This is a genomic window from Agriterribacter sp., assembly GCF_035445465.1.
Lineage (GTDB): Bacteria > Bacteroidota > Bacteroidia > Chitinophagales > Chitinophagaceae > Agriterribacter.
On record NZ_DAOMQT010000001.1, the window covers coordinates 252,632 to 267,247 of the forward strand.

Sequence of the window (14,616 nt, forward strand, 5' to 3'; positions counted from 1 at the left end):
GTTGGTGATCAATGATTATTTTAACTGAAATCAGCAATAGCAGGTATATAATCTGATGTTTCTTTAGGGAATAATCAATTCATCAACCAGCTTGCCTGCCGTATCAAAAATACGAAAGCGTGCTTCCTTTTCCGAAATGCTTGCTTTAATAATATTATTATTGGAGTTCACTATAACAGGAAACTTTATGGACTCAGAAGGCTTTTGGATGCGGTGGCGATGTTCATGCGCAGCAATAAAAACATGCACACCTGCTTTATTCAAAATGGGCACCCATTTCTTTGTGATCTCCCGGTTGCCATGCCATCCATCGGCAGGAGGTATATGACAGATCACTATTTTATACTTCGCTTTTTTAAAAGCATCTGTTTTTACCATATTGGCGAGCCATTCTGCCTGTTCTGTTCTGTGTTCATCCATGTTAGTAATGCCGCTATACTCAATATCAGAATCGGGCTTATCTTCTCCCCCATCCAGCACTATAAAACAAGCATTACCCTTAGTAAACATATAATACAAATGACCGCCCACACCGGGAAAATATGCAGCGAATTTTGAAGCAAAAGGTCCGCGGGTTTCATGATTTCCTCTTGCGTAATACATGGGTATTTCGCTGGCAAATAAGGCTGTTGCCGTGTCCATAAAGCCGCCAAATACCTGCTCTTCGCTCATGGAGGCATTGATCATATCTCCATTAAAAACAACAAAACCGGTGTTGGGCAGATCAACCTGGCTTAACAACTGCTTCAATACATTATTCCGTTCATGAATATCATCCACTACTGCAAATTCAAACGGTTCCGGTTTCCCATGGGTAGTGAACGTAAGCGGCTGTTTCCGGTACACAGCCGTTGCGGCTACATTGCCGTAGTGAACATATACAAATTCATGCTTTAAAACCTCCTGGCTATACACACGGTAACGATAACGGGTATTGGGTAATAAGTTCTTTAAGTTTACCTGATGAACAGTCCCTACATTTTTCAAACCATCAGCGGCACAAAAAAACTTCGGACGCTCTGACTGGTAAAAGTGACTGCTATCATCAGGCGCCAGCTCCACCCAGGCAGTGGCAGGTTTATTGGTTGTCCATACTATTGACACGCCCGAATCGGTCATCGCCTGCAAATACGGACCATGTGAAATTTTTATTTGTTCCTGGGCATTACCACGAAAAGCACCCGCAAGTAAACAAAACACTACCATAACAGACAGGTAGTGCTTTCGTAATTGTCGTGTTGTCATATTCCTTTATAACTATTTCTAAATTGGGAAGGCTATTTATTACAATAATAGTTACTTTTTTAAAAAGGAATATATTTGTTAAACTCCAAACCCTACATATTTACGGATATGTACCCGTTCTCCACCGCTCCATTTTCATATAGTTTAATGATTGCATACCCGGGTGGCGTTTCCTGGTAATAATAAGGTTGTGCAGATTTTTCATTTCCCTTACCCCACCAGAAACCACTTATAGCACCATTGCAAAAATAGTTTACGCCATTGTACCATGCCCTGTCCAGCAAATGCTGGTGACCGCTTAAGCAAACCCTCACCTTGTCTTTATGCTTATAAAAAAGTTGCTTCAGCTCCTTATGATCTTTATGCTGCCCTCCTTCCCAGGTACTCGTAACAGTTAGTATGGGATAATGCGACATCAGTAGTACGAAATCACCTTGCGGAACTTTCTCCAGTTCCTTTTTTAACCATTCCGTTTGCTCTTCTCCTAAAGTAATGCTCTTGTAATTGCCATCGAGGATAATAAAATGCCAGTTCTTTTTCGAAAAGCTGTAATAGTTATGTGGTATGCCTAACCGTTTTACAGTATAAGGTATACCATACATTTCATCTTCTTTTGACGGAGCCGACCACCACGGATCATGATTGCCGATACAACTGTATACTTCATATCCTTTCAGCGATTGCATGCACTCATCCCAAACCGCCCATTGTTCGGTTACTCTTGCCCGTTCTACATTATCATACGAAGCATCATGGATAGAATCTCCGCCATTCAAAAAGAAATCAACCTTATGCTTTTTCACCGCTTCAAGGCATTGCTTAAACCGTTGCGGAATATTGTCATTCGGCCGGATATGCACATCCGTAATGTGCGCAACCGTAAGTACCGGTTTTTTAAATTCATCTTTAGTATCCCTGGCTGCTGTTGCGTGTATATTGGACACACCTGCTGCTCCTGCCGCTGCAAGCGACGCATTGCGTAGAAAAAATCGTCTTTTCATGAACATATTTTCAGTTAAAAAATAAACCGGTGAAACAACTGAGCATCTCACCGGCATTTTGTAGTCTCACACTTTTTTATTCCCAACCGGCAGGTTGAGTTAATTTTTTATTGCTCAATGTTATCTGTGAAGCAGGAATTGGGAAATAGTAATATTTAGGTTCAATAAAACTGCGGGGCTGTGCCACGTCCTTGGCAAACATAACAGTACCCGATGTTCCGTTAGACAAAATAAAAGCTCCGTCGGCAAGATAATATTTCACAATTCTTTCTTTTACATCGGCCGGCAAACCAGCTATCGGACTTTCATCCTCTTTGGATTGAAGAATAGCTATATCAGCCACGCCATCACCGGTTACATCCAAGCCACCCAGCGCAGGCACATACATGCCACCCGTGTTTTGCCCCAAAAGTGAACCTGCTTTCCAGCGGTACAGGTCATCCAGCCGGAAGCCTTCACAAGCCAGCTCTACTCTGCGCTCCCTGCGTATTTCAAGAATTACGCCTTTATTTGCCCCGGTAACCAATGGATATTTACCGGAAAGATAGGTGTCGGGCGTACCATTTGCAGCCGCCATATCCAATGCAGGCATTCCTACTCTTGTTCTAAGCTTGTTTATAGTTGCATCTACGTCTCCCTGGCTAAGCGTTCCTGATTCCGCCTTTGCCTCAACATTTGTCAGTAACACTTCCGTATACCTGAAAATGGCCAGATCTGTATAGTTTAAAACCCAGCCGCCTCTCAAAGCCGCATCCCGCGGGTAAAACTTTATTTGCAGATAACCGCCAAAACTAGGACGGGTAAGATAAGGATTACCACCCGGAGTTAGTACGAAACCTGGCGGCATAACGGTTTCGGCTAAACGCGGATCACGATCGGTAAACAGGTTTACAAAAGTTTTGGTATCGTAACCACTTTGAGACGTGAACGGTGTACCATCTGCCATTAAAAACTCATTTGCCAAACTGGAGCTTAAAGCCCATTGCCAGTCTAACACAACGTGTGTGTTATTGGCAACGCCCTGTTCTTTATTATTCTTCTGGAGAAAAATCACTTCCTTATTCCCGGAGAGATCATTGCTCGTGAACAACGCCCGGTATCCGGCAGCCCCGGTTCCGGTAATGTCAAAACCACCGTTATCCATTATTTCCTGCGAGGCAGATACAGCACGCTGAAGAAAAGTTTGCGCTGAAGATTCCAGTCCCAACTCATGATGGTATTTGCGGTAGGTTCCTTCATGTAAAGCAACCCTTGCCAGCAATGTTAACGCACTCCATTTGGTTACATAAGTATTGTTGGTATGTGCAGGTAATACATTCGCAACGGCATATTCCAGGTCAGCCATTATGGAATCTACCACCACAGCACGTGGATCCTTGGCCTTCTGCAACATATCTTCCTCTTTATTACCCAGCACATGCGAGTACCAGGGCACATCACCATAACGCTTTACCATACCATAGTAAAAGTTGGCCCTGAAAAATCTTGCCACGCCAATATAATGGTTTATGACAGCCTGGTCTCCTGTTGTTTTACCAACATTATCCAGCATAAAATTGATGTTGCGTAAAATACCCCAGGTGTCCCTGTCCCAGCCCTTGGTATTGCCTGGTGTTACACCTCCGCGAATAAGATTGTCTATCTCGCTGCTGCCGGTATAAATAGAGATGTTATCTGAAAATTTATCTGCCGCCTCTACGTCTGCCCATATTGCACGAAGTTGCTGCGTATATAACCCGTTGGTATAGGTTTCCAGGTCGGCCGTCGTATTAAAAAAATCGTTGCCGGTAATAGCCGTTGCGGGTGTGCGCTGTAAAAAATCTTTTTTACACGAAACACCCAGTAGAGTGACTACTAAAAGTATATATGAAATTCGTTTCATCAGTTAATTTTTATTTTTGAATTTGGTCTGATGGAACTTCGCATAGACATTTTTTTATATCAGAAATATGTATTTTGCTCCGTTTCATCTTAAAGAAATTAGTGCATTAAAAATTCAGGTTTAAACCAAAAGAGTAGGTACGCTGGAACGGATATGCCGCCTGCGGCCTGCTACCGTCGCCCAATGATTCGGGGTCCAGTTTTACTTTCAGATGCGATATTTCAAAAATATTTTCTGCACTAAAGTAAAAACGCACTTTGCTCAGCTTTAACCGTTGTAATAATGACTCTGGTAAAGCATAACCCACTGTTACGTTTTTAACACGCATATAAGCGCCATTCTGCATATACCTTTTATTAGGTTTTGCCAGTGGCGATAATGCATCTTCTGCAGTATAGGCCCGTACAGCAGGGAAATATGCATTGGGGTTTTCAGGCGTCCAGTGATCCAGATTCAACGTGGTTACATTGGTCCAGGGTTGCGCGTAAATGCCCCAGAAGTAAACATTTGAATTACCGGGATACCAGTCTCTCTTACCAATACCCTGCATAAAAACACGCAAATCAATTCCCTGCCAACCAGCAGAAAGATCAATGCCATAGGGATAGCGGGCACTCTTGTTACCAACGATATGCATATCGCCGGGGTTATCCACGGTTCTGTCGCCATAATTAATCTTACCGTCATGATTCAGGTCAACGAACTTCAGGTCTCCGGGATAGAAATTATACCCCTGATCGTCTTCACCAAATTCTCGTTGGTTGGGGGAACTCGCTATTTCCTGCTCATCTTTAAAATAACCGGCAATTTCAGCCCCCCATATTTCACCTATCTCTCTTCCTTCGTAATAGTTGCCATATGTATTACCAAGATATTTTGTGGGGTTATCATATTTTGTAATCCATGAACGATTGTCGGCTAAAGTAAAGGTGAGGTTATACCAGAATGGCGAACCTGCCAGCATGGTATTATCTCTCCAGTTCAAGCGTAATTCCCAGCCTTTGGTTCTAAGATCGCCATTATTTTCAGTAGGAGCGTCAGCGCCAAAAACAGCAGGAAGTTCCTGTCCGGGTATCAGCATATCTCTTGTATACCGGGTATACTTATCAAAGTTTACATTAAACCGGTTGTTGAACATGGAAAGGTCTACACCAAAGTTTACACTTGCAATGCTTTCCCAGCTAAAATTATCAGATACAGGTTTGGGGCTGCTCACAATTGTAGGTTTGGTAGAACCCAATATGATGTTGGCTTGTCCGGTAGGTAAAATAGGCAGGTAGGGATAAGAGTCATAGTAAGGGAAGGTATTACTATAACTAAAAGTTTGGTTACCCAGGCTTCCGTATGAAGCCCTTATTTTAAACATATCAAGAGAAAGGGCTTTATTTATGCCTTTAAAAAACGCCTCGTCCGATATTACCCAACCTGCGGAAGCGCTGGGAAAGAAACCCCAACGTCTATCTCCCGGAAATCTCGATGAGCCATCATAGCGTCCATTCAATTCAAGCAGATAACGTGCCTTATAATTATAGCCTAAGCGGTAAAAAACGCCGCGCATTGCCCAATCGGTGATCGTTTCATTTTGGGTCATTGTACCTGTACTGAGCCCTATGGATGGTAAGGAAGTAGAAATAATATTATTTCTTCTGGCGGTATAATCCGTAACAATTCTATACTCCTGGTTATAACCTACCAGCCCCTGTACAAAATGATTGCCAATATTTTTATAAAAATTGGTATATACATTGTACACATTGTACCGATTGCTTAAAGTATTGTTTTGTGCCCAGCTAGTAGTAGCACCGGTATAAGCCACGGGGATATTAGGGCCGGTTTTGTAAGGAATAGGAATATCATAAGACCTTGTCAACCCGCTACCTCTTCTAATGGTTGCATCGCCTTTGATATCCCAAACGCCTTTGATCAATGAAATGTTTGCAGAAAAAGTAGTCTGAAATTCATTCAGCCTGTTTTTAGAACGACCGCCTTCCTGCATTCTTCCCAATAGTGAACCACCGACATAGCTCCAGGAACCATCAGGGTTTTTGGGAACGTCCAAAGAACTCTGCCTGTTTACATTCCAGAAAAAATCAGCATCCATCAATACCGGTGCATCATAATCACTGCTGGTTATGAGTGTATTGTTAGAGATGTCGAGCCACCGGGTAATATTCAGATCAATTTTACCCCGGAGATTGTACCGGTTATAAATGTCGTTGCCATATTTCAACATACCATCCTGCCTGTAATAATCGGCCGATAAATAATAGGACATTTTATCAGCGCGTTTAGAAACACTCAGGTTTGTATTATAAGTAGGACCTGTTTTGTGATAAGCTTCGTCCAACCAATTGGTAGAGCCGGTAGATAACCAGTAGTCGGGGTTTGCGGGGTTGAGTATTACAGCGGGTAATGAAGGATCCTCCGACCTTTGCTTGGCGTATGCACGTGCAGCCTCCGGGAAAAGGTTATAAAGGGGACGCCCTGCCTCATGTTTATTCTCCATCACTAGGTAAGGGTCAGTAACCAATTCCGGTAGCTTGCCGATCGTTCTGATAGCCATAAAGGAATTTACTGCTACATTTAGTTTATTTCCTTTCGCAGTCTTAGTGGAAATGAGCACCACTCCAAAAGATGCACGTGCCCCGTAAATAGCAGCAGACGCAGCATCTTTTAACACAGATACGCTTTCAATATCGTTAGGGTTGAGCCTGGATACTTCGTCCATAGTGAAAGGCACATTGTCTACAATAATTAAAGGTTCTCCCCCATTAATGCTGGTAAAACCACGAATATTAAAAGCCGGACTGGTCGTTGCTCTCCCGTTAGAAATAGAGATATTAAGATTAGGGATCAAACCCTGCAAACCGGCACCCAAACTGGTTAAGGGTCTGCTTTCGAGCTGCTTGGCGGTGATCATATCAACAGCCCCTGTGAGGTTTACCTTCTTTTGCGTACCAAAACCTACCACCACTACTTCGTCTAAGTTCTTATCGCCGGGTAGCAGTTGCAAACTGATGGTGTCATCCTTCTTTATTGTATATTCCTGCGTCAGGTAGCCAATGAATGAAATTTCCAGCACGCTGTTCAGCGGCGCTTCTATAGTAAATGTGCCATCAGCTCCTGTAGATACCCCCGAAGTGCTGCCTTTGATACGGATGCTTACACCCGGTAACGGCTGCCCTGTTTCATCGGTTATCCGGCCTTTGATAATGCTGCTCATGATTTCATTTACTGCAGCATTGCTCAGCACTACCAGGTTGTTGTTCAGTACCCTGTAATGTAATGAGGTATTGCGTAATACGTCATTCAGCAGGGTTTGAATAGATACCTTCTCCACTGCTACATCTACCCTCACGTTTGCCGGCAACTGCTTATCTTCATACAGGAACCGGTAGGTCGTGCTCTTCTGAAGCATACTGAATAACTTCTTCAATTCAACATTTTTCACCGAAATACTCACATCATTTTGAGAATACCCGGTTGCAGAGGCCTGGAGACATACTACAATTAATAATATTGCAGTTAATTTCATGACAATAAGCAGTTTGTGAAATTTTGGACACGTATCCCCATTTGATTGGGATACAATCAATTTTTTCATAATTTTACTTTCTTAAGTTTAATAATAGGTACAGGTGATCGCGTTAAGAAAACCTGCACCGGATTTAACTAATAAAGGGAGATGTAACAGCATCTCTCTTTTTCATGGAGAGGGGTATTGGTTCATGTCATAAGCATATCCTTTTTGGTTATTAATTTATTTGATGATAACGTTTCTTCCCATTATTTCGAAATCAAAATAATTAATGATCTGGAGCGCCGATAATGCCTCGGCAATGTTTTCTTTTTCAAATACACCTGAAAAATTTTTTCCTCCCAGGTGCTGGTTGGTGAGAATGATATCCACATTGTACCATTTTTCCATTCTGTCTATTACATCTGTAAACGGTTCATTATCGAACACCAGCCTGTTTTCTATCCATGACACTTCCGGTATTACATCTGCCAGCGTACTTTGCTTCAGTGAATCAATATGATATATTTTCTTATTCCCATTATACGTACCTGCAGACGGAGCCGGTATATCATTGTTCGCAGCAGGCCTATTTTCCTGTACATCAATGGTTATTTTTTCATTGGGTTTCAGGAGTATTTTCTGCTCAGGACGGTCTTTAGTCGTTAATTCAATGGAACCCCTCAGCAGGGAAGTTTGCACTTTATCGCTCCCGGGGTAACTGCGTACATTAAACGCCGTACCTTTTACAAGAATACTAACCGTTTTAGCGTGCACAATCATGGGAACCGACTCATTATGAGCTACATCAAAAAAAGCTTCCCCGGTAAGGGTGACTTCTCTTTCATTTTTACCAAAATCAGCATTATAGCTAATCCGGCTATCACTGTTCAACCATACTATTGTGCCATCGGGGAGTACCGTTTTAGATCGCGTTCCGGGCATGGTATTTACTTCATTTATCTTATGCTGCGCAATCCCTGCATTTCCCTTTTCCCTTCCGGTCATAAAAAAAACCGTTGCCGCTATAGTTATCAGACCCGCAGCAACCGCCATCCATTTTTTTATACCGTGCATAGCCGCACCACTATTATACGTTAGCGGCAACGGAACGGCTTCAGATTCATTATTAAATTCGCGGTTAAACTGTAACCGGAACTGTTCTAACGACCTTCTTTTTGCTTCGTCTGTGCGGTAAACCTGGCTGGAAGGATTGTCGAAATATTGGCAGTAGATATCCACTTTATAGGCAATTTCAGGATACTCCTGTAACAGGTGTTCCAACTCTTTTAGCTCATCAAGGGATGCCTCACCGGATAATTTGCGGGCAACCAGTTGCCAGATTTTATTATACGACATTCACGTAAAGGTTCTTTTGAATGATTAAAAGAACCTAAAATCAAAAAAATCCCCTAAAAGGACCGGGAAAAAAAGAAAATTATTTACGGATGAGAAAGCTGAGCGACTGTACAATGCGTTTTCCGGCAATAGCCATTTGCGCATCAATCGTTTTTACAGAAATATTAAGTATTTGTGCAATTTCCTTATACTTTAACCCGTCTTCTCTTACCAGCTTAAAAATAAGCCTGCATTTAGGCGGCAGGTTTTCAATAGCCGCGTGTATGGATTTAAGCACTTCTTTTGAAACCATCAGATCCTCCGGATTCTGACTTGTGCCTGCCACATGCTGCAACAATATGTTGTTCAAATCAAAATCAACCCGGGGTTTATTGCGACTGAGATATTTAATAGAGAGATTTTTCACCGACACATAGAGGTACACTTTCAGGTTCTCTATTTCAAGCAGCCGCATACGGTTGCGCCACAGGTTAATAAAGGTATCGGAAACAATTTCTTCAGCAACCTGTTCATCTTTTACAAAGGAACGGGCAAGATGGTATAGTCCGTCATTGAAATGAAGGAATATTTTTTCGTATGCTGCCTGGTCATTAAATAAGGCAACCTGCTCAACCCAGTATTGTAATTGCAGTTCGTCTTGCATGCGGAAACAAATTACTGTTTTCTACGCAACCTGCATCAACCCAGGCAGGAAATCTTTGCTTTAAACATTATATATAAAGCAGACATACGAACGCAAACGATTTCGTAAACAGCGAGGTTGGCAACCTTTAATATTTTTTCAGGTCACTTATAATAATGCTGTCTTTCGTTGCAGGAGGAAGTGTGTGTTTATATTGGTATAGCATCCCTTCCCAGTCGCCATACATGGCATTGGGCAGTACAATAAACTTTGTGCCGAAGAGGGCTGCATTATCACGCGTGGCGGCATTGCGGGTATCAGTAGGCTGCTTATCAAAAACTGCGCTGAAATCGCTGAGGTTATCGCCAAAGAGCATAATGATCTCGTGTGTATCCGCAACGGTTTGCCGGCGTGGCTCCTTGCCGGAAGTGGTGGTTTTAAAAGTAAGGTGGCTGTTAACCGCATCGGGGAAACCCCAGCGCTGAATATCCTTTAAAGTAGCATCCCGCTCAGCTTCCAGGCGGTTGGTAATATAAAATACATCCACGCCCCTGCTTTTAGCATACTTAAAAAAAGATAAGGCGCCGGGTACGGTATCGCAATCCACTCTTTTTGTCCACTCCATCCACGAAGCGTCCGCGTACTCTTCATTCTTTAAGGCGATATGCACCTGGTAGGGACTGTTGTCTAATATGGTTTCGTCAATGTCGGTTACTAACGCTATGGGCTTGCTGTAAGACTGCTGCAATAAAATATCCAACTGCATTCTTGCCGTATTATAGGCCTGGTAGCACAGCGCTTTATATTCGGAAGCTCTTTGCTGCCACACCGCTCCCCATAACGGGCCCTGTGTAACCAGTGTTGCAGCATTAGTAGGAACAGAAGCCACACGCTGCACTTTACATGAGCCTGCTGCTAAAAGAAAAACTAAAAAGATAAATTTTCGTTTTGAGATGTCCGGCATGGTAAAAATTTGAAGTGTTAATTGGGCTATCAGCAGTCAGGTATCAGGTGAGTTTATCACTAATGATAGTATGCATACCCCTTCTTTTGTACTACCCATAGCTCAAATCTGATTGCTCCTTCGAGTTTCGGATTTGAACCTTCGGATTTAAAATTTGGATTTTGTTTGGTTCTTGTGATTTGTCTTTTGGTGCTTTTTCAGATGCGGTCTGACGCTCTTTACGTCGCGTACCGACCGCTCACTTCCGCTCTGCTACCCACCTGTTCAGCATATTACCCGGTGTTTCAATCACTACTTTGTAAAAAGAGGAAGGCAGTTTGCTTACATCTATTACCGCTTCCTGCTTTGCCAAAGGCACCGTAGCCTGTAAGGTATATTCATCTTTTCCTCCTTCCTTAAAATGATTGGTTGTGCTCAGCCAGATCTTCGCGTTTCCTTTCTTTTCAAGCGCCTTCCATGTAATGCGCAGCTTATTGTTCAGCAGCGACATATCAGCGGTGGTGGCATACAATTTTCCGGTTAAAGCCACGCCGTCAATTTCCATTAACTGTTCGCGGGGTATGGAGATGTTTAAAAATGCAGCAATGGAAGGCATGATATCTACCACACCCGGGTTGCCCGTTTTAAAATAATGATTCAATCCTTTGGCATTCGTTACAATCCAGGTGCTTCTTTCCCTGTCCGACTGACCCCCATGATTTTTCCCGGACTGTGCATCGCGCCCATGATCTGTTGTAATGTAGATCACCCAGTCTTCTTTAAAATTTTGTTTGCGGTATTGGATAGCCTGCCACAGTCTTCCTATCTGGTCATCCATCATTGCCACCGCTTTATAAAACTGTTCACTGTCACCATACATATGTCCCATATCATCTGTATACTCCAAGTATACCCAGGAAAGATCAGGCGCTTCTTTTTTAATATGCTCCACTGCGTTATTCACAACGGATTCGTCTATACGATGCATAAAATCCCTGCCCTTATCGTGAGGATAATTTACGGTATCCAGTTCCAGCCCGTCGAAATGATAATCTAGTTTTATATTCCCGGTAGCAGGCAGCCCTTCTCCCACCAATTTGGTACGGTTATCTTCCCAACTGGAAAATATAGCTGTTTTCTTTTGGGGATATTGTGTTTCAAAAAAACGGAAGATGGTCCAGTAATTATAATTAGGAGCGGCAATATCGTTATCCCACACATTGTGCTTGTTTACCCAGGTGCTGGTGAGCAAACTATTATAACCAACTGCCGAAATGGTAGGGGTTTCCGAATAACCGCCCTTTTCACCGCCCACATGCGCCCTCGTATAACCGCCTTCTTTGGCAATGGCATCCAAAGCGGGTGTGTTCAATTTTTCAATTACATCGGCGGATATGCCGTCAACGATAACGAAAATGGCTTTTTTGCTGTTTTGGGCAAAGCTGCCCAGGCAAAGGCTCATCAATAATATAAATGTCGCGTAATGTTTCATATAACAAACTTAATGGTTCATTTAAAATATTTCCGCTAAGTAAATAAAAGGCCCTGTAAATTATACATGTTTAGCATTACCAGTTTATTATCAGCATGTACTTGAAGCATATCAATCGTTTGCGTCATTCTATACCATGCCTCTTTCCAGCGGAAAATACAATATACGCATTAGAATCAGGAACAAAAGCAAACAAAAGCCCGCGAAGGCGGCTATGCCGCTTTTTCCGTATTTTTGCAGGCTAATTTATAATTATTATGAGCCGTAAAGGAAAAGTTCTGGTGGCAATGAGCGGCGGTATAGACAGTACGGTTACAGCGCTTATGCTCCACGACGAAGGATACGAAGTTGTGGGCATTACCATGAAAACATGGGATTATGCCAGTGCAGGCAGCAGCAAAAAAGAAACCGGCTGCTGCAATGTGGATAGCTTTAACGATGCCCGCATGGCAGCAGTGGAACATGGATTCCCGCATTTTATACTCGATATCCGCAGCGAATTCGGCGATGCGGTAATAGAAAACTTCGTGGAAGAATACCTTGCCGGACGCACGCCCAACCCCTGCGTAATGTGTAATACCCATATTAAATGGAGAGCCCTTTTAAAGAGGGCCGATGCCCTGGATTGTGAATTTATTGCTACAGGTCATTATGGTAATATTCATCAGCACTCCAACGGGCGGTACTATATCAGCAAAGGCGCAGATGAAACCAAAGACCAGAGCTATGTGCTGTGGGGCCTGCAGCAGGATCTGTTGAGCCGTACCATGCTGCCGCTGGGCAAATACCGTAAAACGGAGATCAGGCAAATGGCGCTGGACTACGGCTATCCCGAACTGGCTAAAAAAAGCGAAAGCTATGAAATTTGCTTTGTGCCGGATAACGATTACCGCGGCTTCCTGAAAAGAAGAGTAAACGGGCTGGAGGAAAGGGTAAACGGGGGCAACTTTGTAGATGCAACCGGGAAAATCATAGGGCAGCATAAAGGATACCCCTTTTATACCATTGGACAGCGCAAAGGACTGGATATAGCATTGGGCAGGCCCGCCTATGTTACGCAAATTATACCGGAAACCAATACCGTTGTTTTGGGTGATGAAAACAACCTGAACCGGCAGGAAATGCTGGTGGGCAAGCTCAACTGGTTAAAATACAACGGCATAACCGACGGGATGGAAGCCGTAACCAAAATCCGGTATAAAGACCAGGGCGCGCTTGCTGCGCTGTATAACCATGAAAAAGGTATACAGGTTAGCTTTTATGATCATGTAAAAGGTATTGCCCCGGGACAAAGCGCCGTATTTTACGAAGGCGATGATGTGATTGGCGGGGGAGTGATCATGAGGGGTGAGTAGGGAGTGGTAAGTAGTAAGTGGTAAGTAGTAAGTGGTGAGTGGTAAGAAGTGCCAGGCCCATCATTAGTCGTTTTTGGCTCACGGATAGCTGATTGCACATGTAAGAGGTAAAAAGTGAATGGTGAAAAGTGAAAGCCCCCGACCCATCGTTGGTAGTTCTATCTGATAGCTCCTGTGCTTGCTTTTTGCTGATGGCCGCTGATAGCCACCCTGCAATAAAAAGATAGTCAAAACGTTAGCAATCGGAAAGAAACTTTCCGATTTTTAATTTTAACGGGTATAAGCAACCTTATGCCTGTTTGGATTGCCTGTAATAAAGCTTTTTTCTAATCTTTGTGTATGCACAAAAGCCATAAATATTTTTTTCTTGTTCTGGCGATACCTCTTTTTTTAAGCCTGCAGTTTTGCAAAAGGGAAACGGATGCTTTTACCGTAGTGCCCGTTATAGATTACTATCCCATCCAGGTAGGAAAATATATTGTATACCAATTAGACTCTACCATATTTACCAACTTCGAAACCACTAAAGAAATCCATAGCTACCAGGTAAAAGATATAGTGGATGCCGAAATAACGGATAACCTGGAACGCCCCGCTTTTCGCATTCGCAGAATGATCAGGGATTCTGCAGGGCTAAAGCCATGGACAGATATTGCTACATTTATGGTAACGCCACTACCTAATTCTATTGAATACGTTGAGAACAATCTTCGTTTTATAAAATTAAAATCTCCCGTGAGGGAGAACTATTTCTGGCAGGGCAATAGCTATATAAATGCTGATGGCGACCTGGATTACCTGAAATCGTGGGAATATAATTACATTAATGTAGGGCAGCCTTATCTTATTGGCAACAAAACTGTGGAGCATACTGTAACCGTATTACAATCGGATGAAATTACAGGCGACCCGGAACTGTTTCCCAACAATGTGGCTTCAAAAAACTACAGCGTGGAAGTATATGGAAAAAACATTGGCCTCATTTATAAAGATTTTTTTTACTGGCTCTATCAAAAAAACAATACCCTCGGCAATTGCCGTGTAATTGTTGAAGGGCAACCAGATACACCCTGCCCGTATGACGTAGATTGCGATTTACTTGCCGAAACGCTTGATGGCTATATGAAATGCGATACTATTGCCAGCCGTTATTCCTACGATGGCTATGGTATTAAACTAAAGATGATTGAACACAACTAA

At 42.9% G+C, this 14,616-nt stretch carries 10 protein-coding genes; 2 read left to right on the plus strand and 8 right to left on the minus strand.

Translation table 11 applies throughout. The annotated features are described in order from the left end of the window. Positions 1 to 63 precede the first annotated feature (63 nt). From PLE34_RS01055 to PLE34_RS01090, 8 genes are all read right to left on the minus strand, one after another. Positions 64 to 1,245 (minus strand): purple acid phosphatase family protein, encoded by a 1,182-nt coding sequence (locus PLE34_RS01055; protein WP_324553235.1) that lies wholly within the window; start codon positions 1,243 to 1,245, stop codon positions 64 to 66. Positions 1,246 to 1,337: 92 nt separating this feature from the next. Continuing rightward, entirely contained in the window at positions 1,338 to 2,246 is a 909-nt protein-coding gene (locus PLE34_RS01060; RefSeq protein ID WP_324553238.1) for a metallophosphoesterase family protein, read from the minus strand. Positions 2,247 to 2,322: 76 nt separating this feature from the next. Next, entirely contained in the window at positions 2,323 to 4,128 is a 1,806-nt protein-coding gene (locus PLE34_RS01065; RefSeq protein WP_324553241.1) for a RagB/SusD family nutrient uptake outer membrane protein, read from the minus strand. Between the two features lie 106 nt (positions 4,129 to 4,234). After that, a complete protein-coding gene (locus PLE34_RS01070; protein ID WP_324553243.1) occupies positions 4,235 to 7,663 on the minus strand; it encodes a TonB-dependent receptor in 3,429 nt (1,142 codons plus the stop codon). 225 nt (positions 7,664 to 7,888) lie between these two features. Further along, positions 7,889 to 9,004 carry a FecR family protein gene (locus PLE34_RS01075; protein WP_324553245.1) on the minus strand — a complete coding sequence of 372 codons (1,116 nt, stop codon included), beginning with the start codon at positions 9,002 to 9,004 and terminating at the stop codon, positions 7,889 to 7,891. Between the two features lie 79 nt (positions 9,005 to 9,083). After that, positions 9,084 to 9,647, minus strand: a complete 564-nt coding sequence (locus PLE34_RS01080) for an RNA polymerase sigma-70 factor (RefSeq protein WP_324553247.1) — start codon at positions 9,645 to 9,647, stop codon at positions 9,084 to 9,086. A gap of 127 nt (positions 9,648 to 9,774) precedes the next feature. Then, entirely contained in the window at positions 9,775 to 10,590 is an 816-nt protein-coding gene (locus tag PLE34_RS01085) for a 5'-nucleotidase, lipoprotein e(P4) family (protein WP_324553249.1), read from the minus strand. 238 nt (positions 10,591 to 10,828) lie between these two features. Further along, positions 10,829 to 12,061: an alkaline phosphatase family protein gene (locus PLE34_RS01090; protein ID WP_324553251.1), complete on the minus strand. Its 1,233-nt coding sequence runs from the start codon at positions 12,059 to 12,061 to the stop codon at positions 10,829 to 10,831. A gap of 257 nt (positions 12,062 to 12,318) precedes the next feature. Here PLE34_RS01090 and mnmA point away from each other — a divergent pair, with 257 nt between their 5' ends. After that, positions 12,319 to 13,416 (plus strand): tRNA 2-thiouridine(34) synthase MnmA, encoded by a 1,098-nt coding sequence (gene mnmA, locus PLE34_RS01095; RefSeq protein ID WP_324553253.1) that lies wholly within the window; start codon positions 12,319 to 12,321, stop codon positions 13,414 to 13,416. A gap of 339 nt (positions 13,417 to 13,755) precedes the next feature. Next, the gene (locus tag PLE34_RS01100) at positions 13,756 to 14,616 is read left to right on the plus strand and encodes a hypothetical protein (protein ID WP_324553255.1); all 861 of its coding nucleotides are present in this window, start codon (positions 13,756 to 13,758) and stop codon (positions 14,614 to 14,616) included.